We start from the raw sequence: 25777 nt of genomic DNA on the forward strand, positions 1-25777 counted from the left end.
GCATCAGAGATCAGAAGCAGCGCAAGAATGGCACCCGACATGGTTTCCAACAGCACGGCCACCCATCCCGAACTGCCCGACATCACCGTGTCCGTGCGCGAGGTTTTCGGCATCGACAGCGACATGCGTGTCCCGGCCTTTTCCGTTGCCACGGAACATGTGCCGGAGCGGGACAAGGCCTATCGCTTCGACCGCGAGACGACGATGGCCATCCTGGCCGGCTTCGCCTACAACCGCCGTGTCATGATCCAGGGCTATCACGGCACCGGCAAGTCGACCCATATCGAACAGGTCGCGGCCCGACTGAACTGGCCCTGCATCCGCGTCAACCTGGACAGCCATATCAGCCGTATCGACCTGATCGGCAAGGACGCCATCGTCCTGCGCGACGGCAAGCAGGTGACGGAATATCGCGAAGGCATTCTGCCCTGGGCGCTTCAGCACGCCTGTGCCGTTGTCTTCGACGAATATGATGCCGGTCGCCCCGACGTGATGTTCGTGATCCAGCGTGTGCTGGAGCTGGAAGGCAAGCTGACCCTGCTGGACCAGAACAAGGTCATCCGCCCGCACCCGGCCTTCCGCCTGTTCGCCACGGCCAACACGGTCGGCCTGGGCGATACGACGGGCCTTTATCATGGTACCCAGCAGATCAACCAGGGCCAGATGGACCGCTGGAACATCGTGGCGACCCTGAATTACCTGCCGCATGCCGACGAGGTGCGGATCATCCTGTCCAAGGTGCCGGATTACGACACGGATGAACGGCGCGGCACCGTGGCCGCCATGGTCCGTCTGGCCGAAATGACCCGCAGCGGCTTCATCGCCGGTGACATTTCGACGGTGATGAGCCCGCGTACCGTGATCACCTGGGCCCAGAACGCGGCGATTTTCGGCGGCGATGTTGGTTTTGCCTTCCGTGTTTCCTTCCTGAACAAGTGTGACGAGGTCGAGCGCGCCACCGTTGCGGAATATTATCAGCGCTGCTTCGGCCAGGAATTGCCGACGGGTGCATTCAAGGGCACACTCGTCTAAGCATAAACCTCTGAAGATTTACAAGGCGGCTGCATCAACGATGTGGCCGCCTTTTTCATTCAGCTATTTATTTGCAAAACTGCAATGAATTAACATGTTTAACATTCAATCTGTCTAGAAGGCTTTTCGACTCTGCCTTTCGTATTATCGATTGGTTGCGGCGCGGCAATTGCCCGCGCATCAAATATCCGTTATTGTATGTCTTGGGGCATGTATTGTTACTTTGGAGAATGCGACGATGAAGAAGTTTGGATTGGGGGTGGCCGCACTGATGTTGGCCGCTCAGCCGTTCGTGGCCGGTATTGCCATGGCCCAAGCTGCACCGGCGGGTGATGCGCAGGCTGGTGCGGCGACGGCGACTGCCGATGATGCCAATAAGGAAATCTGCAAGGGCGAAAAGCCGACGGGCACCCGTCTGGCCAAGAAGAAGGTTTGCCGCACCAAGGCGGAGTGGGACGAGTTCTACCGTCTGCAGCGCGCCGAGACGGAGCAGATGCAGCGTAACGATATGGCGATCAAGACGCCCAAGGGCTGATCGCATGTCGCGCGATGGCGGGCCGCGATGGGGCGGCCCGTATCGACGGCAGGGGCGGTACGCCGCTCCCGTCGTTGTCCATCGGGCATGACATGACCGGGCCTGGGCAAACCCATCAACAGGGGAGGAAGCACATGCGCGGTTCTGTATCCTTTGTTCTGGCCTTGGCCCTTACGGCTGCAACGGCCTTTGTCGCCCAGGCCCAGTCGGGCAGCGGGCAGGCGCCAGCGGCAACGACCGCATCGGAAGCCGACAAGCAAATCTGTAAGAAGGAAAAGGAGACGGGAAGCCGTCTCGCCGCCAAGAAGGTGTGCCGCACCAAGGCGGAATGGGATGAGTTCTACCGCCAGCAGCGGGCGGAGACCGAGCAGATGCAGCGCAACGACGCCGCCTCAAAGACGCCTAAATAACCCGTTTCTCCCGCCCGTCATGATCGGGACGGATAGGCGACCCTGGCAAAATGGTTGGGTATGATCACACCCATCCGTTATTGTTGCTGTGCGCCCTGTCGATGCGGGCGGATGGAACAGTGACGGATCATGACCCAGGAAAGCCCCCTTGAGACCTTCAAGCGCGCCACCACCGCCACCGTGCGGGCCCTGGCGGACCGCAAGGATCTGGTGGTGGGCTTCTCCTCTGAACCTGCCGGTGTGGCGGGAACACGGGTACGGGTACCGCTGCCGCCCCGCGACCTGAACCCACGGGAACTGGCGCATGTGCGCGGGTCGGCGGATGCTGCGGCCCTGCGCCTGCGCCACCACAACGCCGCCATCCATGCCAACCGCATGCCGGTCAGCGAGCAGGCCCGCCTGTCGTATGAGGCGCTGGAACAGGCGCGGGTGGAGGCGATCGGCGCCACCCAGATGCGGGGCGTAGCCGGCAATCTGGCCGCCAACCTGGAGGAGAAGTACCGCAAGGCGGGTTTCGACCGGCTGAACGATCCTGAACAGGTGCCGGTACCGGATGTGCTGCGGCTGCTGGCGCGCGAAGCCATGACGGGTGCGCCACCTCCGGAAAGTGCGCGCGCCGCTGTCGATCTCTGGCGGCAGAAGGTGGCTGACAAGCTGGGGACCGGTTTGGACAAGCTGTCGGGCGTCATGGAGGACCAGGACGCCTATGCCAAGGCTGTCCGTCGTCTGCTGTCCGACATGGATATGGAAGTGGGGGCCGAGCCGGAAAGCGACGAGGGCGAGCAGGACAATGCGCCTGAAAGCCCCGATGCCGGCGACAGCGACAAGGAGATGGACAGCCAGGGCGGCCAGCAGCAATCCGGCGAAGATCAGTCGCAGGAAATGCAGGAGCAGCAGCAACAGCAGCGCCGCTCCGAAGAGGCCGCTGAGGGCGAGGATGGCGAGAAGGCCGAAGGCGAACTGAGCGAGGGCGAAGGCTCCGAAGAGCCGGGCAATCCCGGACAGCAGCCGCGCCCCGAACGGTCCCGCAACGAACCCGATGCCGGCACCTACAAGCCTTACACCACCGCCTTTGATGAGGTGGTGGACGCCGCTGACCTGTGTGACCCCGATGAGCTGACCCGCCTGCGTCTGATGCTGGATCAGCAGCTTCAGCACCTGCAGGGCGTGATCTCCAAGCTGGCCAACCGGTTGCAGCGCCGCCTGCTGGCCAAGCAGACACGGTCGTGGGAATTCGACCTGGAAGAAGGCATGCTGGACGCGGCGCGTCTGGCCCGTGTTGTCATCAACCCGACGGTGCCCCTGTCTTTCAAGCGCGAGAATGAGACGGATTTCCGCGATACCGTCGTCACCCTCCTGATCGACAATTCCGGCTCCATGCGCGGCCGCCCCATCTCCATCGCGGCGATGAGCGCCGACATCCTGTCGCGCACCCTGGAACGCTGTGGCGTAAAGGTGGAAATCCTGGGTTTCACGACGCGCGCCTGGAAGGGTGGGCAGTCACGCGAACGCTGGATCGCGGCTGGTAAGCCGCCGCAGCCGGGCCGCCTGAACGATCTGCGTCATATCATCTACAAGGGGGCCGATGCCCCCTGGCGCCGCGTGCGCCGCAATCTGGGCCTGATGCTGCGCGAAGGCATCCTGAAGGAGAATATCGACGGCGAGGCGTTGATGTGGGCGCATCAGCGACTGCTGGGCCGCCCTGAACAGCGCCGCATCCTGATGGTGATCAGCGATGGCGCGCCCGTGGATGACAGCACCCTGTCGGTCAATAACGGCTCCTACCTGGAAAAGCATCTGCGCGCCGTCATCGACTGGATCGAAACCAAAAGCCCGGTCGAACTGGTGGCTATTGGCATCGGCCATGACGTCACGCGCTATTACCGGCGCGCCGTCACCATCATCGATGCCGAACAGCTGGGCGGCACCATGATGGAAAAGCTGGCGGAACTGTTCGACGAGGATAGCCGTCGTGGCTGGGGCGCTGCCCCACGCCGTGCGGCGGGCGGTCGGCGTTGATTTCAGGCGGGGAAATGTGGCGCGCCCGGCAGGACTCGAACCTGCTGCCTCCAGTTTAGGAAACCGGCGCTCTATCCTGATGAGCTACGGACGCCAACCACGCCCCCCATATAGCGGCAATCGCGCCGCCGGGAAAGCCCCCATGGACCGGTTCCAGGGGGGCTTCCGGCAGGGTCACTTCTTGTAGGCGAGGCGCAGATTGCCCCAGCGGCGGCCGGCGACGATGATGGGGGCGTCAACCTCCTTCATGCGCACAACCTGCCCGCCGCCCATATCGCGCATATAGGCCTGCATCAGGAAGGGGCGGCTATTGCGGCTGGCGGCCATGCCGGCCCGGTCGTCAAAAATGCGGCGGTTGCGGCAATGGCCGATATTCCAGTCACGGTCACCGGGTCGCGGCGCCTCGCTGAATTTGGCGTTATGGGTGGGCAGATAGCCGATGCCTGTCACTGCCGCGCAGAACTGCACCGACGGGTCAAGCTTCAGGACCGGCTCCTGGATGGCGGGGAACAGTTGATCCGTCAGGGCCGTAAAGGGGGCGATGAACTGTTCGGGGTCAGATCCCGGTACCAGATGCAGTTCGGTGGAGAACAGATCATCCTCGCTGATCCTCCCGGCGGCCAAGGCTTCCGACAGGGCAACCCCCAGCTTCGCGGCTGTGTCCTGTGCAGCAGTCACGAACAGCGACTCGGCATTCACGAGTTGCTGAACGAAGCCGTTCAGCGCCTCCTGCTCCTGCGCACGCGGTTCGAAATTCACATGCAGACCCAGCTCGCTGGAACCCACCAGCCGCGTTGACAAGGTGCCCAGACCGGCCAAAGTCAGCTGTGCCCGTGCGCCGGGATCGACCTTCAGCCCCGCCGGCATGGTCAGCAGTGCGCCATCCACCGATAGGTCCAGCACCCGGATATCCCAGTTGCCACCACCGGATGCCAGACGGGCGGGCAGGTCGGTGGGGATACGGTCATTGCCGCGCCGGTCGCCGGCCACCGATTGCCGCAGGGTGGTCAGCAGCCGTGTGCGCAGGGCGGAGACCGACCGCTGGGTATCGCCGACCCGCGCCTGAACCTCCCCCGTCACCTGACTGGCCTCGTCCACATCGCCGCTGATCCTTGCCACACTCTGGCTGACCTGGGCGGCACCGCTGGCCGATTCCTCGGCATTGCGACCGATCTCGGCACTGGCGGCGGACTGCTCCTCCACGGCGGCGGCGGTGGCCGTCGCCGTGTGATTGATCTCCTCCACCACGCGGATCACGGCATTGATGCCATCGACGCTGCCTTCCACGGCGGCATGCACGGCCTCGATCCGCTTGGCGATATCCTCGGTCGCATTTCGGGTCTGGTTGGACAGGCTTTTCACCTCCGATGCGACAACCGCAAAGCCCTTGCCGGCATCACCGGCGCGTGCCGCCTCGATCGTGGCATTCAGGGCCAGAAGGTTGGTCTGCTCCGCGATTTCGGCGATCAGGCCGACAACCGCGCGGATCTCGCCCGTCGCTTCAGACATGCGGGAGACGGCCCCCTGCGCGTCGCGGGCGCTGGCGACGGCGCGGGCCACGACCTGATTGGACAGGCTGGCCTGCCGTGCGATCTCGGTCCCCGAAACCCCCAACTCCTCCGTCGCGGCGGCCACATTCTGGGCATTGGCCGATGTCTGTTCAGCGATCGAGGACAGCAGTACGGCATTTTCTCGCACCGACCCGATGGCATGGCTCAACTGATCCATGCCGCCCACCACGCGCTGACAGCTCTGTTCCACACCCTGCCATGTGGCAATCAGGTCGGTTTCGATAGCGTCGCAGGTCTCCAGCAGACGCTGGCGCGTCTCGGCCCTTGACTTGGCCTCCGCCACTTGTCGCTCCTCCCGCGAGAAGGCCAGTTTGGCGCGGGTGGCGCGCAACTGCCCGAACACGCCCTTGAATTCCCGCGCTTCGGGCATGTCGATGGGCTGGTCCATACGTCCGGCAGCAATGGCGTCGAAGGCGTTGCGCATGGCGGCCATGGGCCGGCGGATGGTCAGCAGCAGCCACAGACCGGCAGCGATGGTGACAGCCAGACCCAGGGGACCGATGATCCATTGCACCAGCAGCAGGGTGGCATGCTCCCTTTCGCTCTCCGCCAGGGCTTCCGGCCCGTGCGCCAGCTGGATTTCGGCCAGCTGGCTGATGATGTCGGAGACGGGGTCGATGGTCTGGTACAGTTTCTCCTTCACCAGCTGGTCCAGGGCGGCGCGGTCCTGCGCCTTCATGGCGGCTTGCAGGGCATCGACGGTGCGGTCAGCGGTCCCCAGCAGGGGTGTCACCCTGGCGATCAGGGCCCGTTCATCATCATCCATGTCCGACCCGGTGAAATCCGCCCATTCACGGCGGATATCGGCATGGGCCTTGTCAATGGATTTGATGCCTTCCTCCCAGGTGAAGTTGCCGTTGCGGACCTTGTGCGAGGCGTCGACGATGAAGACGGCATAGGCATCCGACACGATCTTCAGCCGGCGCATATGCACGACGGCCTCCTCGTTCAGATGCGCGATACGTTCGTGCCCATCATCGGCGGCCTTCATGCCCATGCCGCCGATCACCAGCTGCAGCAACAGCATCAGCGTGAAGACCACGACCAGCCGTCCGCGCACGGAATTGAGCCAGTGCCCGGCCATGGCCAGCAGGCCCGTCCCCTGTACACTGCCGCCCCGCACCTGACGGTTTCCGGCGTTGCCGCTGCGCATCGCGCCATAAAGACTTTCCGCCATGGCGACATCGGCCCGCGACGGCTTCGACCGGATGGAGATGTAGCCCGTGACCTGCCCATCCTCCAGCATCGGGGTGACATTGGCCCGGACCCAGTAATGATCCCCGTTCTTGCACCGGTTCTTGACCAGCCCTTCCCAAGGGCGGCCCGCCTTCACGGTGGCCCAAAGGTCGGCGAACGCCTCCTTCGGCATGTCGGGATGGCGGATGACATTGTGCGGCGCGCCCAGCAGTTCCTGTTCGGAAAAGCCGCTGATGGCGATGAAGGCATCATTGACGAAGATGATACGGCCGCCGGTATCGGTCTTCGACACCAACAGGTCGCCATCCGTCATCTCCACTTCCCGGTTCGTGACGGGACCATTGCTGCGCATGCCGGCTCCATAAGGCAAATTTCCGGATGGGCGACAGATTGGTTCCAAGTGGATACGAAGAAAAATGGTTTGGATACAAAATCAAACCGCTTCAGCTTCGATATCACCAAACCAAAGGACCGCATCTCGGGGTATGATTTTGGATATCAGGCCATCTTCTGGCCATCGTGGTTTCCACAATGACTGTCGATGACATGCTTATGCGGAAATTTACGGCATTTTATTAAACAGGCTACGCAGTCACTCCTATCCAGTTGGATAGTTCATAAGTACTAATCACCCCAGCAACCGGGCCAGTACGGCGTTCAACCGCTCCCGCCCGTCGATTGTGGCGGCCAGAATGGGGCCGCGCTGTTCCAGCATGCCATGGCGGACCAGGCCGTCCAGACGGGAGGCATTGATCCAGTCCGTCAGCGGCTTGCCCGTTTCCGCCGCCAGCCGTTCCAGCGACACACCCTCCGACAGGCGTAGCCCCATCATCAGCATCTCGGTCAACCGGTCGGCATCGGCCACGGCTTCGAACGGTTTGGCGCCGGTGCCATTGGCCAGCGTCCGCTCCAGCCAGATCTCCGGCGCGCGGTGGGTGCGGGTGGCGACCTTGCCCTGGCCGGGCAGGGTCAGGCGGCCATGCGCCCCCGGCCCGATGCCGACATAATCGCCATAGCGCCAGTAGGTCAGGTTATGGCGGCTTTCCTCGCCGGGTCGCGCATGGTTCGACACTTCATAGGCGGGCAGGCCGGCGGCGTTCAGCACCTCCTGCGTCGCCGCATAAAGCTCTCCCTGTACCTCCTCCTCCGGCAGGACCAGCTCGCCACGGGCGTGCAGCATGTGGAACTGCGTACCTTCCTCAATGGTCAACTGGTAAAGCGACAGATGCCCGACGGCATGGTCCAGGGCACGCGACAATTCCTCCCGCCAGGCCGCCACGGTCTGGTCCGGCCGGGCATAGATCAGGTCGAAGCTGTATCGGGGGAAGATGGCGCGGGCCAGACCGATGGCGGTCAACGCCTCATCCGCCGAATGCCGCCGGCCCAGGGCCTTCAGGTCCGCCTCATTCAGGGCCTGGATGCCCAGGCTGACGCGGTTGACCCCGGCGGCGCGGAAGGCACGGAACTTGTCGGCCTCCACGCTGGTCGGGTTCGCCTCCAGCGTCACTTCCGTCCCGGCGGGCAGGCCCCAGCGTTCATCCGCGCGCTTCAGAATGGCTTCCACGGTGGAGGGCGGCATCAGCGACGGGGTGCCGCCGCCGAAAAAGACGGAAGTCAGGGTGCGGCCCGGCGTCAGATCAGCGAAATGATCCAGTTCGCGCAGCATGGCCTCGGCCCAGCGCGGCTGATCCACCCTTTCCCGGACATGGGAATTGAAGTCGCAATAAGGGCATTTGGACGCGCAGAACGGCCAATGCACATAAAGCGCGAAACCCGGATCGGGCGGGGTACGCATCAACATACTTCCTATTCCAGCACTTTGGCCTCGAACCCGCAAAGATCACGGACGATGCAGGTGGGGCAATCCGGCTTGCGCGCCTTGCAGACATAACGCCCGTGCAGGATCAGCCAATGGTGCGCGTTCAAGCGCCAGGTCTTGGGCACGCGCTTCAGGAGGGCCTGCTCCACCGCATCGACATCCTTGCCGGGCGCCAGACCGGTTCGGTTGGAGACGCGGAAAATATGGGTATCGACGGCGATGGTCGGCTCCCCAAAGGCGGTGTTCAGGACAACGTTAGCCGTCTTGCGCCCCACGCCCGGCAGTTCCTCCAGATCCTCCCGCCGCCTCGGCACCTCGCCGCCATGCTTGGCCAGCAGGATCTCGGACAGCTTGATGGTGTTGGCGGCCTTGTTCTTATAAAGGCCGATGGTCTTGATATGGTCGCGCACCACCGCCTCGCCCAGGGCCACCATGGCCGTCGGATTGTCGGCCTTTTCGAACAGCGCCCGGGTCGCCTTGTTCACGCCGACATCGGTGGCCTGGGCCGACAGAACGACGGCCACCAGCAATGTATAGGGGTTGGAATATTCCAGCTCCGTCTTCGGTTCCGGATTGGCCTCCGACAGGCGGCGGAAGAATTCGTCGATGGCGGCGCGCTTCAATTGGGGGCATCCGGGCGGGGGCAGGGGTGGGCTTAACATAGTCGGCGGGACAGCCTGTCGCAATCGCCCCACCTTGCCGGGCTGCTGTCGGCGTCCTATCGTCTGTGTCATGAATGATGCGGTCGCCCCATCAACCGATGGCACGGTCCTGTTCCGGGCTGTGATCCATCCCCATCGCAGCCTGAGCCCCGTGGGGTTCCGGCGCCTGATGTGGTGCGTCGGCGGGTTGAGCCTGGGGGCTGGCGTCGCCTTCTACCTGTCGGGGGCCTGGCCCGTCATCGGCTTCATGGGGCTGGATGTCGCCATCCTTTACTGGGCGTTCAAGGCCAGTTACCGGAGCGCCAGTGCTTACGAGACGGTGGAGCTGACCGACAGGGCGCTGACGGTGGAACGCATCGACCCATCGAACCGGCGGCAGGTCTGGACCCTGGCACCCGGCTGGCTGCGCGTGCATCTGGATGAACCGATGCGGCCCGGCAGCCAGATCACCCTGGCCAGCCATGGCAGGCATCTGGTGGTGGGCAGCGACCTGTCACCCGATGAACGCCGGGACTTTGCCGATGCCCTGCGCGATGCGCTGGAACGCTGGCGCGGCCTCAGGTGATGGCGTCCAGCTGTTCATCCGACAGGTAGCCCGGCACGACGGTGACGGGGATGCGCAGGCTGCCCGACATCTGACCCACCACGAAGCTGATCAGCGGGCCCGGCCCGCCACGCCCCGTGCCGGCGGCCAGCACTAGGATGGAGATGCTGGGCTCCTCCTGGATCAGCTTCATCAGCTGCTCGCTGGCCTGCCCGTCGCGGATATAGAGCATGGGCATGGAGCCGGCGATATCCACCACCTCCTTGGCCAGCCGCTGCATCAGCTGCTCCGCCTCTTCCCGCTGCTCCTGCTTCATCAATTCCTCGATGGCGCCCCAATGCTGCAGCTCCGACGGCGGGATGACATGCAGCAGGGCGACGCGGCCCCCCGTGGTGCGGGCGCGGCGGGCGGCGTAATGCAGGGCGACGGTCATTTCCTCCGTCTCGTCCACGACGACCAGGAAGATACGGGTCTTGTCGGTCATGGTTGCCTCTCCCCGAAGGCCATTATGATTTGCGGAAGACGATCCCGGCCAGCCAGCCCGATGTTACGGCCAGCATGATGCCCAGGATGGCGTAGAAGACGGAATTGCGCTGTGCGAATTCAAAGACATTTGCGGAGAAGCCGATCTTGGAGACCAGCAGCGGCGTGGTCTGTGCGCTGACCACATCGCCGTCGCGGATCAGGAAGACCGACGCGGTATAGGTGCCCGTGGCCACATTGGCCGGAAAGAAGATACGGGTGCGGAACAGGCGCTGGCCCAGGAAGGAAACCTCCCCCACCTCCGTGGTGTACAGCCCCGCCCGCTGCTTGTTGCGGATCAGGGCGGCGCGGAATTCGGCCAGTTTTTCGGGCGGCAGCTTGGCCTTTTCCGGCAGCAGCCGGACATAATCCAGCCCGATCTCATGCCGTTGCAGCACAGTCGGCGGCACCACGCCATCCAGCGGGGCCGTCACCGCGACATTGTAATAGGCGGGCACCCGCGCGAAGGCCACATCCTCCACATTCATCCAGATGCCGGCCACGCGATCCTTGCGCCGCACGGTCACCTCACCCTCCGGCCCCTGCACCACGACCGCGACATCGCCATCCCCGTCCACGGCGCCGAACAGCACCACATCGGTGCCGGTAAAGCCCGTGGTGATGGCGATCAGGTGGCTGGACAGGTCGGCGACCAGTGACTGTGCCCAGGCAGGCCGTGCCGCCTGCCACAGGCAGAAACCGGCCAGCAGCGCCAGGGGCAGGGCCAGAAGGCGGCGGTTGCGGCGCGTCATGTCATCACCGGCAGGGTGATGGAGAACAGATCCTCCGGCCGCACGATCAGGTCCACGGCCAGCTTCACGGCCACGGCCAGCACCATCAGGGCCAGAAGTGCACGCGCCTGCTCACCCCGCAGCTTGGCCCCGGCGCGGGTCCCGAACTGTGCCCCGATCACCCCGCCGACCAGCAGCAGCAGGGCCAGCACGATATCGACCGTCTGGTTGCCCACCGCCTGCAGAAAGGCGGCCAGACCCGTGGTGAAGATGATCTGGAACAGTGAGGTTCCGGCCACCAGGGCGGTGGGCATGCCCAGGATATAGATCATGGCCGGGACCAGCAGGAACCCGCCGCCGATACCCATGATCGCCACCAGCACCCCACCGACAAAGCCGATGAAGGCCGGCAGCAAGGCAGAGATGTAGAGGCGCGAGCGGGGGAAGCGCATCTTGAAGGGCAGGCCGTGCAGCCAGGTATGGTGATGCAGCTTGGACCGCACGGGCACGCCGCGCCCCTTCACAATGGCCCGCACGCTTTCCGTCAGCATCAGGGAACTGACGGTGCCCAGGAACAGCACATAGGAAAGCGAGATGACGAGGTCGATATGGCCCAGCTTCTGCAACAGGCCGAACAGCCAGACGCCCAGTCCGGTGCCGATGGCACCGCCGATCAGCATGACGCAGCCCAGCTTCACATCGACATTGTTGCGCCGCCAATGGGCCAGCACACCGGAGACAGAGGCGCCCACCAGTTGATTGGCCTGGGTGCCCACGGCGACGGCGGGTGGCACGCCGATGAAGATCAGCAAGGGCGTCATCAGAAAGCCGCCGCCCACCCCGAACAGACCCGACAGGAACCCCACGCCGCCACCCAGCATCAAGATCAACAGGGCGTTGACCGAGATTTCGGCAATGGGAAGATAAATCTGCATGATCCCGGTTATTCCCTTGGGCGGGGGCGGGTGATGATGGTCAGTGCATGCTACCGGCTTTCACGGGAAGGGGGAAGCAAATGCGTTTCCTGCCAAGGTCATTCAAACCGGCGGCCCGCTAGCCCTAGGCCCGCGTGCAACAAGATGAAACAAAAAACAAGGGGTTGTTGCATGGCTTTCATCGGACAGGTTTTGGGAAAACAAACCTATCACAATGCCGCGATACGCGCCAGGATGATGCGGGCTGCCTGTTCCAGCCGTTCAGGTTCCATACCGGTGCGGTGGCCGCGATCTCCGGGTTTCAGCCCGTCGGGGAAGGGCGGGACATGGATGAAACCGGCGGGCAGGCCGGGCTGCCAATGGCGCATCCCGAAGAACAGGTGATTGCAGATATAGCCGCCGGCATCGCGGCTGGTTTTCACGGGAAAGCCGCCCGCATCCAGATCATCGATGATGGCGTCCAGCGGCAGGGATGACCAATAGCCCATGGGGCCATCCGCAGCGATGGGCCGGTTGCGGCGGATCACACCGTCATTATCGGGGGCGGTCGCGTCATCCAGGTTCAGGGCCAGCCGTTCCGGGCGGATCAGGTCGGTGTCATAGGCAAGGCCGAACATCACCACGGCATCGGGCCGGTATTCGGCCACGGCGTCCTTCAACGCCGGGACCGCACCGGAAAAGGTGACGGGCAGGCGCACGCCCGTCACATCCGCCCCGGCCACATTGGCCCCGTTCAACCGTTCCGCCAGCCAGGCCGTGGGGTTCACGGCATGGCCCAGAAAGGGCGCGAAGCCCGTGACCAGGATGCGCGGCATGCCGGATCAGAGACCCAGTTCGGTCAATGCCGACAGCAGGTCGCGCGGCTGCGCGAAGCCGGTATGGCCCGACTGGTCCGGCGCGCCGATGACCAGCAGCCGTTCCGCCGCCGCCGCCACACCCAGCTTGCCGGCATGGGCGTTCATGTCGTCGCGCGACGGCAGCTTGTCGATGCTGCCATGGCCATAGACGAGCAGCGGCAGCACCTTGGTGCCCGGCTGCTGCTGTTCGACCAGGGCGGACGCGGCCAACAGGGCACGCCAGCAGGGTGTGCGTGCCGCTGCCGGCTTGTCCCCGTCGGCAGGGGCGGCCATGTCGGCGGCATCCGCACCCAGGGTCCAGGTACGGCCACACAGATCCTCGGTCGCCAGCAGGGCGGTGATCGGGGTGCCGGCGCGGGATGCGGTGGCGACCGCCACGATGCCGGAACCCTTGGCCACCTGCGGCGACCGCACCGTCTGATCGAAGGTGCGCGACAGGGTGGACAGAACCGCCTCCACCGTCTGTGACAATGCCTTGTCACCGGCGGGCAGCGACAGGCGGTGCCATGCGCCGAACACCAGGGCGGCCACGTCCGCCTGTGCCGGGGCGGCGGCCACGGGTGCGGGGGGAACAGCGGGGACGGCAGGGGCCGGCGCCTCGGCGGCGGGTTGATCCTCCAGCGCCTTCAGGCGGCGTTCCAGATCGGCCAGGGCCTGACCGCTGGCGGGCGTGGGGCGGTTTTCCAATGCGGCCAGACGGCGCGACAGCTCGGCCAGGGCAGGGCCATGGTCGGGGGCGGCGGGCGTTGCCGCCACCGGTGCTGCGGCGGGTGCGTCATCGCCGGGCGTGCCCTTGCGGATATCGCTACGGATATCGCGGACATCCAATTGCAGGTCGCGGACGGCACCCACGACGCGCAGGATGCTGTCATGGACCTGACTGATGATGGCTTCGAACTGATCATGGCCGACGAAGCCGCCGGTGGGCATGGGCAGGTTCGGGCCTTCGCCCCCCTGCGCCATGGTCTGGCGTGCCGCCGCGATCCAGCTTTCCAGGCCGGCGACGCGGTTCAGCAGCTCCGACGCCGACTTGGCGACGCGGTCCAGTTCCTCCGGATAGCGGGTCACCTGCTGGCTGACCACACCGGTCAGATGGGCCAGACGTTCGCGCAGCTCCTGGATGCTCTGCCCCAGGGCGTTGATCTTCATCGTTTCCGGCAGCTGCACCACGGCGGAATGCATGGCAGCCAGATCTGAGCGGAAATCACGCAGGCGCGAGCCGACATGGTGGGCCAGATCGCGGACAATGGTTTCCGCGTAATCGAACGGATCGACACTGTCCTGCACTTCCCCGGTCAGGGGTGCGCCTGTGGCCCCCGTCTCCACCGGCTTGCGCGCGTCGGTGGTGTCGCTGGACGGCATGCTCATGGGGCGGCCTCGCTGGAGGAGAAAGTGTCGGTCAAGGATGCCAGCAGACGGGCGCGGCGTGCCTCCGCATCCTGGCGGTCCAGGCGGGGCAGGCCTGCGGGTTCCGGCGGCGGGGCCACCGGTGCCTGGGCAGGACGCGTCGGTTCGGCCTGAACCTTGGCAGGTTCGGGGGCGGGTTCGGGCCGGCGTGGTTCCACCGCTGCCGTTGTCACTGCCGCTGCCGGGGTTGGCGCCGGCGTCTTTGGAGCGGCGGCAACGGGCTCTGGCACCTTTAGGGTCGGAGCGGGGGCGGGTTCTGCCGGCTTCGGCTCCACGGGCTTGACGTCCGGAAGCTTCAACGCGGCGGGTTTGGGTTCCGGGGCCTTCGCCTCGGGAGATTTTACCTCCACCGGCTTGGTTTCCGCCGGTTTCGGTTCCGTCGCCTTTCCGTCCGCCAGGGCAGGCGCGGAAACGACCGTCGCCTTGGGCGGCACGGGCGTGGGCACCAGGGGCTTGGCGGGGGCCGGGGGAATGGGTTTGGATACCAGCGGCGGTGCCGTGGTCAGGCTGGGCGCGCTTGGACCGGGCGGGGCCGGGTTGGCGGAGCCCAGGCTGGGCACCGCCAAGCCGGACACCGACGGCATCGATCCCTCACCGGCGCGCGGCAACAGCGAGGTCAGGGGCGGCAGGATAGGGGCGTTGGGCGGCACCAGCGGCGCACTGCGGCTGGCCGGTTCCGGAATGGCACCACCCGCCAGATCGGTCAGCAGCTTGCGCAGGGCGGCGGCCTTGGCGCCCTTTAATATCTCGCTGCGGGCCTGGGCGCGCTGGATCAGGCCGGGTTCGGCGGACAGCTGCAGGAAATTCACCTGATCCGCCGTCAGGCTTTCCAACCGCCAGGTCAGATCATCCAGCACATCCTGACCGGTCACGAATCGGTTCAGCGACTCGATGGTTCCGGTCACCACGGTCGCGTCCCGCACAGCGCGGGAGGAGAAGACGGGGCTTTTGCCCGGCCCGCCGGGAATAGCATGGGCCTCCAGGCTGGACATCTGCAAATCCGGCTCAGCCGGTTGCTCGGCGGGCGGGGCCGCATCGGTCTGCGTTTCCGCAATTGCCGGCGGGATCGGGGCGGGGCGGGGCGGTTCGGCACGCTGCCCGGTCAGACGACGAAGAAGGGAGCCTAGCATCGCGCACTCCGCCATCCCCGGTCAGGGGACGGACCCATAGCGCCAGCCACCGGCGAAGCGCCCGGCGCATCCGGCAAAGTGGCTGGCACAAAGCATTCGATCCACATGGTCCGGGCAAACTCCGAGCCTGAACATTCTTTTGCCATTATCGTTATCACGTCCCAGGCGCCCGACGCAATTTCGCTGCGGATCAATAAGCTAGGTCCTTTGTCGCTTTTGATCAACGCCGGTGCAAACGCGGTACCTCCGACCCTGAATTCCGCTGTTGCCAGTTCGGATACGTCCACGGCATGCTGTTTCCTGTCCTTGTCTTTTGACTCAGCGCAATTACCGGCAAACCTCAACGCAATATTAACCTGTACGCACCTATGTGATCCCTCGCACCGACGGGTGTTACGTCATCTGCTTTTCTCTTTTCCGGCTTTTCCCTTTCCCTGAACATTGGTCCTGATCCTGATGCTGGTCCCTCCCGTCCATGGATGGCACGCCCCACAGTCGCTGATCGCGGCGGGTGGCGACGCATCCGGTGAGCGTCTGGATCTGGTGCAGCCGCATGGCTGGCTGATGGTGCTGGACGCAGGCGACCGCAGGCTGGTGCAGGCTGGTGCCAACCTGCCGGCCTTGCTGGGCATACCGGTAGAACAGGCGCTGGGCCGGACGGTTGCGGATCTGCTGGGTCCCATAGCGGCGCGGGCGCTGGACCGTGCCATCGCCCAGGCCGGTGCCGATGCCATCGGGCCGGTGCCGCTGCGTGTGGATCGCGGCGGGCAGAAGCTGCGCCTGATCGCCCATGGCCATTGGGATGCGGGCGGCCTGGTCCTGGAGATGGAGCCTGCAACCCGGCTGGGCGATGCGGGCATGATCAATGCCGGCTTTGGCGCTGCCATCCGCCGGTACCGTCATATTGTGGATATCGGCGATCTGGCCCAATCCGTAGTGCAGGATCTGCGCCGGCTGACCGGTTATGACCGGGCGCTGTTCGTGCGGATGGTGGATCAGGGGCCGGTGCAGGTGCTGGCCACCGCCACGGTACCAGGGGCCGATGCGGGTGCCGATATCGGCTTTGTGCCGCTGCGACCGCTGGAAACCTCGCTGCTGGAACTGAATCGCGCCCGTGTCGTGTTCGACATGCAGGCAGAGCCGGTGCCGCTGGTGCCGCCTGTCAACCCGCAGACAGGCGTGCCCGTCGATCTCAGCCGCGCCAGCCTGCGCCAGCCCACCCGCCTGTTCCAGGGCCACGCCCTGCGCCGCGATGTGCGCGGCGTGCTGGCGGTGACCTTGCTGGTCGGCGGTCGACTGTGGGGCTATCTCTGGTGCGAAAGCAATGATGCCTATGCGGTCAGCCCGTCCATCCGCGCCTTGTGCGAGGCGCTGGGCGAGATCGTGGCGGCGCAGGTCGCCGCCCTGGATGAACGGGCCGCCGTGGCCGCGCGCACGGTGGCCGCACGCGGGCTGACCCGCCTTGGCCGGCTGCTGCGTCAGGGTGTGCAGCTGACCGATGGCCTGATCGCGGCCTATCCCGTGATCCGGGAGGTACTGCCCCATGACGGGGCCGTCGCCGGGATCGAAGGCAGCCATTGGTCCAGCCATGATCTGGCCACCCTGTCCCACTGGCAGGAACAGCTGGGCCTGGAAGGGGCGTCGCGGCGCGAAGGCATCGTCTGGCGCGGTCCCGTTCTGGGCATCGATGTGCCGGACGGGATCGTCGTGCTGCTGCGCGGGGCCGGCCAGGGTTGGAGCCATGGCGAGCTGGAGGTGGCGCAGGAACTGCACCACCTGCTGGCCGAACGGCAGGCCGAGATCTATCGCCGCCGGACGGAACAGCAGCTGCACGTCATGGCCAATTTCGACCGGGTGACGGGCCTGCCCAACCGCACGCATCTGCTGCATGCCCTGCAGCAGGCGCTGGGCGTGGAGACGGAGATTGCCGTCACCGTCATCGGTCTGGACCGGTTCCGCGCGCTGAAGGCGACGCTGGGCGAGGCGGATGCCCATGCCCTGCTGGCCGCCGTGGGCCGCCGGCTGCGCGATTGTGTGCCGGCAGATGACCTTCTGGGCCGCATCGACACGGGCGAATTCGCTGTCCTGTCCTTTGATCAGGAGGCGGGGCGTGTCGATGATCTGGCCCATGCCGTGCGTGACGCCCTGCGCGCGCCACTGTCGGTGTCCGGGCGGGAAATGTTCGTGACGGCCAGCCTGGGCGTGGTGCCCAGTGCCGAGGGCGGGGGCGACGCCGCCGCCTTGCTGCGCGATGCGGAGATTGCCAGTGCGGAGGCCGAGGCGGCGGGCGGTGGTGGCCGGCGCGTGTTCGACGCGGCCATGCGCGCGCGCCTGACCGAACGCCACATCATCTATGACAAGCTGCGTCAGGCCATCTATTTCAGCAATGGCGTGCGGCCCGTCTTTCAGCCCATCGTGCGGCTGGCCGATGGTGAACTGGCGGGGTTTGAGGCGCTGGCCCGCTGGACCGATGCCGAACATGGCCCCATTCCGCCCACCACCTTTGTGGCGGTGGCGGAGGAAACGGGCCTGATCGTGCCGCTGGGCAACCATATATTGGTGCAGTCCTGTCGCCAGATTGCGAAATGGAACCGGGGCCGGGCCGATAATCCGCTCTATGTCTCCGTCAACCTGTCGCCCTATCAGCTCGACCCCTCGCGCCTGGATATCGTGCGCTGGGTGACGGGTGTGCTGGAGATGACCGAATGCCGGCCGGAATGGCTGCGCCTGGAAATCACCGAAAGCGGGCTGATCGGGCAGGGGGGAGACGCCATCGCCATCCTGAAGGGCCTGCGCGATCTGGGCATCGGGCTGGCCATCGATGATTTCGGCACGGGCTATTCCTCGTTGGCCTATCTTCAGAACCTGCCGGTGGACACGATCAAGATCGACCGCAGCTTCGTGACTGCCATGTCGCGCGACGACAAGGGCAAGGCCCTGGTCAGCGCCATCCTGCATATTGCCGGCATCATGGAATTCGGCGTCATCGCCGAAGGGGTGGAGACGGAGGGGCAGGAGGCGCTGCTGCGGCAGATGGGCTGCGACCGGGCGCAGGGATACCTGTTCGCCAAACCGCTGGAGGCCGACATGGCCACGGCGCTGGTTCATCATGCCATCGCCATGCCGGGTCAGGCCGTGGCCGATCTGCGGACATTGCGGGCCGGGCGCTGGGGCTGATCGTTCTGCGCTGGATCAAATCAGCGCAGGAACCGTTGGCAGCGGTGTGAAAACCGCAGGTCCCATGCTACATAGGGACCATCATGCATCGTTTCGCCAATCCCGCCCGTTTCCTGCGTCTGGCTGCCCTGATCCTGCCCTGGGTCTCGGTCCTGTCCGCCATCCTGTTCGCCGCCGGGTTGTATCTGGCGCTGTTCGTCAGTCCGGAGGACTATCAGCAGGGCGACACGGTGCGCATCATGTACGTGCATGTGCCCGCCGCCTGGATGGCCATGTTCACCTACAGTTCGATGGCCGTTGCGGCGGCCTGTGCGCTCGTCTGGCGCCATCCGCTGGCAGAGGTTTACTCCAAGGCCGCGGCCCCGCTGGGCGCGGGCTTCACCCTGCTCTGCCTGGTGACGGGCAGCCTGTGGGGGGAGCCGATGTGGGGCACATGGTGGGTGTGGGATGCACGACTGACCTCTGTCCTGATCCTGTTCTTCCTGTATCTGGGCTATATGGCGCTGGTCGATGCCTTTGATGATCCGCAGCGCGGGCACCGGGCCGGGGCAATCCTGCTGCTGGTGGGCGCCATCAATGTGCCCATCATCAAATTCTCCGTCGACTGGTGGAACACGCTGCATCAGCCGGCATCGGTGCTGCGCATGGACGGGCCTGCCATCCATGGCGACATGCTGTGGCCGCTGCTGATCCTGGCGCTGGCCTTCAAGACTTATTTCGCGGCGACCGTCATTCTGCGCATGCGGGCCGAACTGGCGGAACGCAAGATCCAGACCCTGCGTCTGACCCAGGCCGGGGGGGTGTGACAGGATGGCCGACTTTTTCCACATGGGCGGATACGCCATCTATGTCTGGTCCAGCTATGGTCTGGCGCTGCTGGTCCTGGTGGGCCTGCTGCTGGCCAGCCTGGGCACACTGCGCCGCAAGGAACGCCTGCTGCGCAGCCTGGAACAGACATTGCCGCGCCGCCGCCGCCGGGCCGGTGCCGGTGACGCGGGTGGGGAGGAAAAGCCATGATGACGCGCAAGAAGCGCCGCCTCTATATGCTGCTGCTGGCGCTGGCCGGTCTTGGCACCGCCACGGCCCTGACCCTGACCGCGTTCGAGGAGAATGTGGCCTTCTTCTTCTCACCCTCCGATCTGGCGACCAAGCCGCCGGGCGACAAGCGGGTGCGCGTCGGCGGGCTGGTTGAAGGCGGGTCGGTGGTGAAGGTGGATGACGGTGTCTCCACCCGCTTCACCATCACTGATACGGCCCATTCCGTGACCATCACCACCGACCGCCCCCTGCCCGACCTGTTCCGTGAGGGCCAAGGCGTGCTGGTCGAAGGCCGCATGGGCTCCGACGGCGTCTTCGTGGCGTCGGAGGTGCTGGCCAAGCATGATGAGAAATACATGCCCAAGGAAGTGGCCGACGCCCTGAAAGCATCGGGCCAGTTCAAGCCGGAATTGCCGGGAAAACCGGTCTATGAGGCGGGGAAGTAACTGACCTTTTGTCAGGTTTTTGCGGTCAAGCAGCGAGACGGACATGATCCCCGAGATCGGACATTACGCCCTGGTTCTGGCCCTGCTGCTGGCGGTGGCGCAGTCGGTGATGCCGCTGGTCGGGGCGGCCCGCCGCGATGTCGCCTGGATGGAGACAGGGCGCATGGCGGCCTTTGCGCAGTTGGCCGCCATCACCATCTCCTTTGCGGCCCTGATGCAGGCGCATGTCGTTTCCGACTTCTCCGTCCAGAATGTGGTGAATAACAGCCACAGCCTGAAGCCCATGCTGTACAAGGTGGCGGGCGTGTGGGGGAACCATGAAGGCTCCATGCTGCTCTGGGTCTTCATGCTGGCCCTGTTCGGGGCGGCGGTGGCCGGGTTCGGGCGCAATATTCCGCCGACGCTGAAGGCCCGCGTGCTGGGCGTGCAGGGCCTGATCGGGGTCGGGTTCCTGCTGTTCATCCTGGTGACCAGCAATCCGTTCGCCCGTGTCTATCCGGCGCCGTTCGACGGCAATGACCTGAACCCGCTGTTGCAGGACCCTGGCCTCGCCTTCCACCCGCCCTTCCTCTATCTGGGCTATGTCGGTTTCTCCGTCGCCTTCTCCTTTGCGGTCGGCGCCCTGATCGAGGGGCGGGTTGATCCGGCCTGGGGCCGCTGGGTGCGGCCCTGGACGCTGGTGGCCTGGACCTCGCTGACCATGGGCATCGCCATGGGTTCCTGGTGGGCCTATTACGAGCTGGGCTGGGGCGGCTGGTGGATGTGGGACCCGGTGGAAAACGCCTCCCTGATGCCCTGGCTGGCGGGGACCGCCCTGTTGCATTCCGCCATCGTGGTGGAAAAGCGCGACGCGCTGAAGACCTGGACCATCCTGCTGGCCATCCTCACCTTCTCACTTTCGCTGCTGGGCACCTTCCTGGTGCGCTCAGGCGTGCTGACGTCGGTCCATGCCTTTGCCGTTGATCCGCAGCGCGGGGTGGCGGTGCTGGGCCTGCTGATCCTGGCCACGGGCGGCGGGCTGCTGCTGTTCGCACTGCGGGCGCATGCGCTGAAGATCGGTGGGCTGTTCGCGCCGCTCAGCCGGGAAGGCGCGCTGGTCATGAACAATCTGCTGCTGTCGGTATCGGCGGCGGTGGTGCTGATCGGCACCCTGATGCCGCTGCTGCTGGATGCGTTCGGGCACAAGATTTCGGTGGGTGCGCCCTATTACAATTTCATCACGCCCTTCCTGACCATCCCGCTGATCCTGGTGATGGCGCTGGGCCCGTTCATGCCGTGGAAGCGGGCGGATCTGCCGGGCGTGCTGTCGCGCATGTGGGTGGTGGCGCTGCTGACGCTGGTGTCGGTGATGCTGGCTTTGTGGCTGGCGGGCGTGAAGCCGGTGATGGCGCTGGTCGGCATCGCCATGGCCGCCTGGGCCGGGTTCGGTGCCCTGTGGGAAGTGGCCGAACGCGTGAAGCTGTTCCGGGTGCCGTTGGCCGACAGCCTGTCCCGTGCCAGAGGCCTGCCGCTGGGCGCCTGGGGCACGTCGGTGGCTCATGCCGGCATGGGCATCGCCATTGCCGGCATGGTGGGCACCACCTTCTGGCTGGCCGAGGATGTGCGGGTGATGAAGCTGGGCGACAAGGCCAGCATCGCCGGGTACGAACTGGTGCTGGACAAGGTCGAGGACCTGAATGTCGCCAATTACCGCACGGAAATGGGCCATTTCAGCGTCAGCCGCGATGGCGCCCCCATTGCCCGGATGAAGGCGGAGCGCCGCTGGTATCCGGTGGCCAAGATGCAGACGACGGAAGCCGCCATCTACACCACCTTCTATTCCGATCTGTATGTGGTGCTGGGAGAGGAGAACGGGGCCGGCGGCGGCTGGGTGGTCCGGCTGTATCACCATCCGCTGGTGCCCTGGATCTGGATCGGGTCGCTGATCATGGTGCTGGGCGGCTGTCTCAGCCTGTCTGACCGGCGGTTGCGGGTGGGGGTTCCGTCCCGCCGCGCGGCTCCCGTCTCTCCCGCCCTACAACCTGCCGAATAAGAGCATCAGCATGAGCGCCGTTACCCGTCACCGCCTGCTGCTGCTGCTGCCGCTGGCCGTCTTCCTGATCCTGGGTGGCTATTTTGCCCTGGGTCTGACCCGCGACCCGTCGATCCTGCCCTCCATGCTGATCGACAAGCCGGCGCCGGTTTTCGCCCTGCCGGGCTTGTCGGAGGGGGAGAAGGGCCTGTCCAATGCCGACCTGACGGGCAAGGTGCAGCTGATCAACGTCTTCGCCAGCTGGTGCGCGCCCTGCCGCGTGGAACACCCGCTGCTGATGCGGCTGGCCAATGAGCAGGGCGTGACCATCCACGCCATCAATTACAAGGACAAGCCGGAAGCGGCGAAGGCCTTCCTGGCGCAGATGGGCAACCCCTATACCGCCATCGGTGCCGACAAGGATGGGCGTGTGGCCATCGATTTCGGCGTCTATGGCGTGCCGGAAACCTATGTCATCGACCGCCAGGGCCGCGTGCGCTACCGCCATGTCGGGCCGCTGATGCCGTTTGACGTGGACGAAAAGATCCTGCCCATGATCCGGGAGCTGTCGAAATGAGGGGTGGGGCTTTCGCCGGGGTGACGAAACGGGCGGCAGGCTGGATGGCCGCCACCGTGCTAGCCGCCACCCTTTCCCTTCCCGCCCTGGCGGTGATGCCGGACGAGAAACTGGCCGATCCCGTGATGGAGGCCCGCGCGCGGGAGATTTCCAAGGAATTGCGCTGTCTGGTCTGTCAGAACCAGTCCATCGATGACAGCAATGCTGACCTTGCCCGCGACCTGCGCGTGCTGGTGCGCGAACGGCTGGTGGCCGGGGACAGCAATGAACAGGTCCTGGCCTATGTCCATGACCGCTATGGTGATTTCGTGCTGCTGCGCCCGCCGGTAACAGGTTACACGGCCCTGCTTTGGGGCGGGCCGTTCGCCCTGCTGCTGCTGGCCGGTTTCGGCACCGCGCTTTATATGCGCCAGCGCCGCCGGGATGTGGATACCATGCCGGCCCCCGCCCTGACGGCAGAGGAAGAAGCGCGGTTGGCGGCCCTGTTGAATGATGACAAGCCGGGGGTTGGGCGATGATCGGTTTCTGGCTGGTCGCAGCCGCCCTGACGGCGCTGGCCCTGCTGCCCCTGCTGCGCACCCTGCTGCGCCCGCCCCCGCCGCTGGAAGGCGCGGCGGAGTTTGCGCGCGGCGTCTATGCCGCACAGGTGGCGGAGATCGAGCGTGACCTGAAACGCGGCATCCTGTCCGATGATCAGGCCCGCGCGGCACGCGCCGAGGTGGGCCGCCGCCTGCTGTCCGTCGCGGATGAGGCGGCGGGGGTCAAGGTGGAGGCCCTCGCCAAACCGGCACAGCGCACAGCCCTGGTGCTAACCCTGCTGCTGCCCTTGGCGGCGCTGGGCGTCTATCTGCCGCTGGGTCAGCCCAACTTGCCGGCCGTGCCCTTTGCCACCCGGCCGCCGGAGGCACCCGTGCCGCCGCAGGTGATGGAGGCCGTCGCCAAACTGGAAGCGGCATTGAAGGATAATCCCGACGATGTCGGCGCCTGGGGCCTGCTGGCCCAGACCTATGGCGCCATGAGCCGGCCTGCCGATGCCGTCAATGCCTGGCGTCAGGTCCTGCGCCTGTCGCCCGGTAATGGCAGTGTGCAGGGCGCGCTGGCCGAGGCTTTGACCGTCGCCGCCGATGGCGTGGTGGGGGAAGAGGCGGTGCGCCTGTTCACCGAGGCGGTGGCCGCCGACCCCATGGATGCGCGCGCCCGGTACTATCTGGGCATGGCGCGTATTCAGGCGGGTGACATTCGTGGCGCGCTGGACCGCTGGACCGCCCTGGTCGCCGACAGCCCTGCTGATGCGCCCTGGCTGCCCACGGTGCGGGCCCGCATCCATGATGCCGCCACCCAAGTTGGCCTGGACCCCATCGCCATTACCCCATCGCCCAAGCCGGCCAGCGCTCCGTCGCCGGCGGCGGCGCCGGGTAGTGGCGGGGCCGCCCCCGCCCTGTCGCCCGAACAGATGCAGGCCATGGCGGGGATGAGCCAGCAGGACCAGCAGGCCACCATCAACAGCATGGTGGACGGGCTGCAGGCCAAGTTGAAGGATAATCCCGGCGACGCCGATGGCTGGATGCGGCTGGCCCGTGCGCGGGAGGTGCAGGGCAATTTGGACGCTGCGCGCGACGCGCTGCGCGGTGCCGTGAAGGCCGATCCCAAGCGGTTGCAGGCCTGGCTGGATCTGTCGCGCCTGACGGCCCCCGACGACGCGCAGACCCAGGGCAGTGCGGAATTCCTGGACGCGATGGCCAAGGTTCTGGACCTGGCGCCGGACAATCCGCAGGCGCTCTATTACCTGGGGCAGCAGGCCGCGAATGAAGGCAAGAATGACCGGGCGCGCGATCTGTGGGGACGGCTGCTGAAACAGCTTCCCGCCGATGCGCCGCAGCGGCCGGAACTGCAACGGCGCATGGACAGCCTGAAATAGGTCTGTTCCCCTATTGTTCTTGAAATGCATCTGGGGCATCCTGCGGTATTGATGCGATCCGCAGGACCCATGATGACCGCGATCACGCTGCCGCAGGCGCTTTCCTTCCGGCTGGACCGTCAGCACCTGACAAGGCCGGCGGCGGACGCCCTGATCGCGGCGCGGACCCTGATCGGGGCGCAGGCGCAGGTCCATTCCGCCGCCATCCTGCAATTGCGGGCGCGCAGCGCGGCGGGGACGGCGGATGGCGATATCGACCGCGCGCTTTATCAGGATCGCAGCCTGGTGAAACTCTGGGCGCAGCGTTCCACCCTGCATCTGACACCTGCCGCCGACCTGCCCATGATCCTGGGCCTGCGCCGGGAATATGTCGCCGGTTACCATAATTGGTATGCCAAGGAAGGGTTGAGCCTGGATCAGGTCGACACGCTGGTCGCGGCGGTGGTGCAGGCGTTGGAACAGGGCGCGCATAGCCGCATGGACCTGTCACGCCGGCTGGTGCCGGAATTGGGCGAATGGGCGCGACCCATGCTGGAACATAGCTGGGGCGGGATCATCAAGCTGGCCTGCGCGCTGGGCCATGTCTGCCACGGGCCGGCGGACAAGGGCGATGGCGAGGGGGCGCGCGAGGCCCTGTTCGTGCATCTGGCGCAATGGCTGGGCCACGCGCCTGTGGTGCCGGACGCGCGCACGGCCATGGCCGATCTGGCCCGCCGCTACCTTGCCGTCTATGGCCCGGCCACACCGGCAGATTTCAAGAAATTCGTGGGCTTCTATGCCGGGCCGGCGCAACAGGCCTTTGCCGATCTGGGCGGGGAGATCGTGCCGGTAACGCTGGCGGGCAAGAAGGCTTATGTGCTGGAACGCGACATGGCCGACCTGCTGGCCGCGGAACCGGCGGAGGGGCAGATCAGCGTGCTGGGCCTGTTCGATCCCTATCTCCTGGCCCATGCCGATACGGGCCAGTATCTGGAGGACCGGTTCCGGCCCGCCGTGTACCGCGTGGCCGGCTGGATCAGCCCCGTGATCCTGCGCCAGGGCCGGGTGGTCGCCACCTGGTCGCATAAACGTGTGGCGGGGCCAAAGGGCAAGGGCGCCTGGGAGGTGCAGGTCACGCCGCTGGAACGGGTCTATAAGAAGGAATTGCCGGCGATTACGCGGGGGTTGAGGCTGCTGTCGGGTGGGCTGACGGTAGCGGTGACGGGGGTTTGAGGGGGGAACGTCTGGCCCTCACCCTCC

Annotated in this window: 23 protein-coding genes and 1 tRNA gene; 14 read left to right on the forward strand and 10 right to left on the reverse strand. The window is 65.7% G+C overall.

Annotated features, from left to right (window positions below):
* Positions 1 to 27: 27 nt before the first annotated feature.
* The 4 genes from cobS to cobT all read left to right on the forward strand — a co-directional run bounded on the left by cobS (position 28) and on the right by cobT (position 3996).
* Entirely contained in the window at positions 28 to 1032 is a 1005-nt protein-coding gene (cobS, locus tag ACT6Q8_RS18195) for a cobaltochelatase subunit CobS (RefSeq protein WP_054167991.1), read from the forward strand.
* A 238-nt stretch (positions 1033 to 1270) separates the two neighbouring features.
* Positions 1271 to 1567 carry a hypothetical protein gene (locus tag ACT6Q8_RS18200; RefSeq protein WP_054167990.1) on the forward strand — a complete coding sequence of 99 codons (297 nt, stop codon included), beginning with the start codon at positions 1271 to 1273 and terminating at the stop codon, positions 1565 to 1567.
* A 134-nt stretch (positions 1568 to 1701) separates the two neighbouring features.
* Positions 1702 to 1977: a hypothetical protein gene (locus ACT6Q8_RS18205; RefSeq protein ID WP_156344583.1), complete on the forward strand. Its 276-nt coding sequence runs from the start codon at positions 1702 to 1704 to the stop codon at positions 1975 to 1977.
* A 129-nt stretch (positions 1978 to 2106) separates the two neighbouring features.
* A complete protein-coding gene (gene cobT, locus ACT6Q8_RS18210; protein ID WP_444733496.1) occupies positions 2107 to 3996 on the forward strand; it encodes a cobaltochelatase subunit CobT in 1890 nt (629 codons plus the stop codon).
* Positions 3997 to 4013: 17 nt separating this feature from the next.
* Here cobT and ACT6Q8_RS18215 read toward each other — a convergent pair.
* The 4 genes from ACT6Q8_RS18215 to nth form a co-directional block, all read right to left on the reverse strand.
* Positions 4014 to 4090 (reverse strand) — tRNA-Arg (locus ACT6Q8_RS18215).
* Positions 4091 to 4170: 80 nt separating this feature from the next.
* A complete protein-coding gene (locus ACT6Q8_RS18220) occupies positions 4171 to 7116 on the reverse strand; it encodes a methyl-accepting chemotaxis protein (protein WP_444733495.1) in 2946 nt (981 codons plus the stop codon).
* A 276-nt stretch (positions 7117 to 7392) separates the two neighbouring features.
* Entirely contained in the window at positions 7393 to 8559 is a 1167-nt protein-coding gene (gene hemW, locus ACT6Q8_RS18225; protein WP_444733602.1) for a radical SAM family heme chaperone HemW, read from the reverse strand.
* Positions 8560 to 8570: 11 nt separating this feature from the next.
* Entirely contained in the window at positions 8571 to 9206 is a 636-nt protein-coding gene (nth, locus tag ACT6Q8_RS18230) for an endonuclease III (RefSeq protein ID WP_444733494.1), read from the reverse strand.
* A gap of 109 nt (positions 9207 to 9315) precedes the next feature.
* Between nth and ACT6Q8_RS18235 the strand changes: the two genes are divergently transcribed.
* On the forward strand, positions 9316 to 9810 hold the full coding sequence (locus tag ACT6Q8_RS18235; protein WP_054167984.1) for a DUF2244 domain-containing protein: 495 nt from the start codon (positions 9316 to 9318) through the stop codon (positions 9808 to 9810).
* Here ACT6Q8_RS18235 and ACT6Q8_RS18240 read toward each other — a convergent pair.
* From ACT6Q8_RS18240 to ACT6Q8_RS18265, 6 genes are all read right to left on the reverse strand, one after another.
* Positions 9803 to 10273, reverse strand: a complete 471-nt coding sequence (locus ACT6Q8_RS18240; RefSeq protein ID WP_054167983.1) for a universal stress protein — start codon at positions 10271 to 10273, stop codon at positions 9803 to 9805. The two genes, ACT6Q8_RS18235 and ACT6Q8_RS18240, sit on opposite strands and share 8 nt — an antisense overlap.
* A 22-nt stretch (positions 10274 to 10295) precedes the next feature.
* Entirely contained in the window at positions 10296 to 11063 is a 768-nt protein-coding gene (locus tag ACT6Q8_RS18245; protein WP_054167982.1) for a TIGR02186 family protein, read from the reverse strand.
* Entirely contained in the window at positions 11060 to 11977 is a 918-nt protein-coding gene (locus ACT6Q8_RS18250) for a sulfite exporter TauE/SafE family protein (RefSeq protein ID WP_054167981.1), read from the reverse strand. The genes ACT6Q8_RS18245 and ACT6Q8_RS18250 overlap by 4 nt, the downstream gene beginning before the upstream one ends.
* Positions 11978 to 12186: 209 nt before the next feature.
* Entirely contained in the window at positions 12187 to 12792 is a 606-nt protein-coding gene (locus ACT6Q8_RS18255) for a pyroglutamyl-peptidase I family protein (RefSeq protein ID WP_054167980.1), read from the reverse strand.
* Positions 12793 to 12798: 6 nt separating this feature from the next.
* On the reverse strand, positions 12799 to 14202 hold the full coding sequence (locus tag ACT6Q8_RS18260) for a hypothetical protein (protein WP_444733493.1): 1404 nt from the start codon (positions 14200 to 14202) through the stop codon (positions 12799 to 12801).
* Positions 14199 to 15371, reverse strand: coding sequence for a hypothetical protein (locus ACT6Q8_RS18265; RefSeq protein WP_444733492.1), 1173 nt, complete (start codon positions 15369 to 15371; stop codon positions 14199 to 14201). The genes ACT6Q8_RS18260 and ACT6Q8_RS18265 overlap by 4 nt, the downstream gene beginning before the upstream one ends.
* A gap of 456 nt (positions 15372 to 15827) precedes the next feature.
* On the opposite strand from ACT6Q8_RS18265, the gene ACT6Q8_RS18270 reads away from it, so the two are divergent.
* From ACT6Q8_RS18270 to ACT6Q8_RS18310, 9 genes are all read left to right on the forward strand, one after another.
* Positions 15828 to 18548: an EAL domain-containing protein gene (locus tag ACT6Q8_RS18270; protein ID WP_444733491.1), complete on the forward strand. Its 2721-nt coding sequence runs from the start codon at positions 15828 to 15830 to the stop codon at positions 18546 to 18548.
* A gap of 83 nt (positions 18549 to 18631) precedes the next feature.
* Complete coding sequence (locus ACT6Q8_RS18275; protein ID WP_054167976.1) at positions 18632 to 19354, forward strand: heme ABC transporter permease; 723 nt, start codon at positions 18632 to 18634, stop codon at positions 19352 to 19354.
* Positions 19355 to 19358: 4 nt separating this feature from the next.
* Positions 19359 to 19565 (forward strand): heme exporter protein CcmD, encoded by a 207-nt coding sequence (ccmD, locus tag ACT6Q8_RS18280; RefSeq protein ID WP_054167975.1) that lies wholly within the window; start codon positions 19359 to 19361, stop codon positions 19563 to 19565.
* On the forward strand, positions 19565 to 20032 hold the full coding sequence (ccmE, locus tag ACT6Q8_RS18285; protein ID WP_054168153.1) for a cytochrome c maturation protein CcmE: 468 nt from the start codon (positions 19565 to 19567) through the stop codon (positions 20030 to 20032). The genes ccmD and ccmE overlap by 1 nt, the downstream gene beginning before the upstream one ends.
* A 43-nt stretch (positions 20033 to 20075) precedes the next feature.
* Entirely contained in the window at positions 20076 to 22064 is a 1989-nt protein-coding gene (locus ACT6Q8_RS18290) for a heme lyase CcmF/NrfE family subunit (RefSeq protein WP_054167974.1), read from the forward strand.
* Between the two features lie 10 nt (positions 22065 to 22074).
* A complete protein-coding gene (locus tag ACT6Q8_RS18295; RefSeq protein ID WP_054167973.1) occupies positions 22075 to 22620 on the forward strand; it encodes a DsbE family thiol:disulfide interchange protein in 546 nt (181 codons plus the stop codon).
* A gap of 44 nt (positions 22621 to 22664) precedes the next feature.
* On the forward strand, positions 22665 to 23138 hold the full coding sequence (locus ACT6Q8_RS18300) for a cytochrome c-type biogenesis protein (RefSeq protein WP_444733601.1): 474 nt from the start codon (positions 22665 to 22667) through the stop codon (positions 23136 to 23138).
* Entirely contained in the window at positions 23135 to 24538 is a 1404-nt protein-coding gene (gene ccmI, locus ACT6Q8_RS18305) for a c-type cytochrome biogenesis protein CcmI (RefSeq protein WP_444733490.1), read from the forward strand. Before ACT6Q8_RS18300 ends, ccmI begins: the two co-directional genes overlap by 4 nt.
* 69 nt (positions 24539 to 24607) lie before the next feature.
* Positions 24608 to 25750 carry a winged helix DNA-binding domain-containing protein gene (locus ACT6Q8_RS18310; RefSeq protein WP_444733489.1) on the forward strand — a complete coding sequence of 381 codons (1143 nt, stop codon included), beginning with the start codon at positions 24608 to 24610 and terminating at the stop codon, positions 25748 to 25750.
* The last annotated feature ends 27 nt before the right edge of the window (positions 25751 to 25777 follow it).

Source organism: Niveispirillum sp. (assembly GCF_052437035.1).
Classification (GTDB): Bacteria; Pseudomonadota; Alphaproteobacteria; order Azospirillales; family Azospirillaceae; genus Niveispirillum.

Coding starts and splice junctions, on each gene's coding strand:
- cobS (WP_054167991.1), top strand. CDS start 28: ATGGCACCCGACATGGTTTCCAACAGCACGGCCACCCATCCCGAACTG.
- ACT6Q8_RS18200 (WP_054167990.1), top strand. CDS start 1,271: ATGAAGAAGTTTGGATTGGGGGTGGCCGCACTGATGTTGGCCGCTCAG.
- ACT6Q8_RS18205 (WP_156344583.1), top strand. CDS start 1,702: ATGCGCGGTTCTGTATCCTTTGTTCTGGCCTTGGCCCTTACGGCTGCA.
- cobT (WP_444733496.1), top strand. CDS start 2,107: ATGACCCAGGAAAGCCCCCTTGAGACCTTCAAGCGCGCCACCACCGCC.
- ACT6Q8_RS18220 (WP_444733495.1), bottom strand. CDS start 7,116: ATGCGCAGCAATGGTCCCGTCACGAACCGGGAAGTGGAGATGACGGAT.
- hemW (WP_444733602.1), bottom strand. CDS start 8,559: ATGCGTACCCCGCCCGATCCGGGTTTCGCGCTTTATGTGCATTGGCCG.
- ACT6Q8_RS18235 (WP_054167984.1), top strand. CDS start 9,316: ATGAATGATGCGGTCGCCCCATCAACCGATGGCACGGTCCTGTTCCGG.
- ACT6Q8_RS18240 (WP_054167983.1), bottom strand. CDS start 10,273: ATGACCGACAAGACCCGTATCTTCCTGGTCGTCGTGGACGAGACGGAG.
- ACT6Q8_RS18245 (WP_054167982.1), bottom strand. CDS start 11,063: ATGACGCGCCGCAACCGCCGCCTTCTGGCCCTGCCCCTGGCGCTGCTG.
- ACT6Q8_RS18250 (WP_054167981.1), bottom strand. CDS start 11,977: ATGCAGATTTATCTTCCCATTGCCGAAATCTCGGTCAACGCCCTGTTG.
- ACT6Q8_RS18255 (WP_054167980.1), bottom strand. CDS start 12,792: ATGCCGCGCATCCTGGTCACGGGCTTCGCGCCCTTTCTGGGCCATGCC.
- ACT6Q8_RS18260 (WP_444733493.1), bottom strand. CDS start 14,202: ATGAGCATGCCGTCCAGCGACACCACCGACGCGCGCAAGCCGGTGGAG.
- ACT6Q8_RS18265 (WP_444733492.1), bottom strand. CDS start 15,371: ATGCTAGGCTCCCTTCTTCGTCGTCTGACCGGGCAGCGTGCCGAACCG.
- ACT6Q8_RS18270 (WP_444733491.1), top strand. CDS start 15,828: ATGCTGGTCCCTCCCGTCCATGGATGGCACGCCCCACAGTCGCTGATC.
- ACT6Q8_RS18275 (WP_054167976.1), top strand. CDS start 18,632: ATGCATCGTTTCGCCAATCCCGCCCGTTTCCTGCGTCTGGCTGCCCTG.
- ccmD (WP_054167975.1), top strand. CDS start 19,359: ATGGCCGACTTTTTCCACATGGGCGGATACGCCATCTATGTCTGGTCC.
- ccmE (WP_054168153.1), top strand. CDS start 19,565: ATGACGCGCAAGAAGCGCCGCCTCTATATGCTGCTGCTGGCGCTGGCC.
- ACT6Q8_RS18290 (WP_054167974.1), top strand. CDS start 20,076: ATGATCCCCGAGATCGGACATTACGCCCTGGTTCTGGCCCTGCTGCTG.
- ACT6Q8_RS18295 (WP_054167973.1), top strand. CDS start 22,075: ATGAGCGCCGTTACCCGTCACCGCCTGCTGCTGCTGCTGCCGCTGGCC.
- ACT6Q8_RS18300 (WP_444733601.1), top strand. CDS start 22,665: ATGGCCGCCACCGTGCTAGCCGCCACCCTTTCCCTTCCCGCCCTGGCG.
- ccmI (WP_444733490.1), top strand. CDS start 23,135: ATGATCGGTTTCTGGCTGGTCGCAGCCGCCCTGACGGCGCTGGCCCTG.
- ACT6Q8_RS18310 (WP_444733489.1), top strand. CDS start 24,608: ATGATGACCGCGATCACGCTGCCGCAGGCGCTTTCCTTCCGGCTGGAC.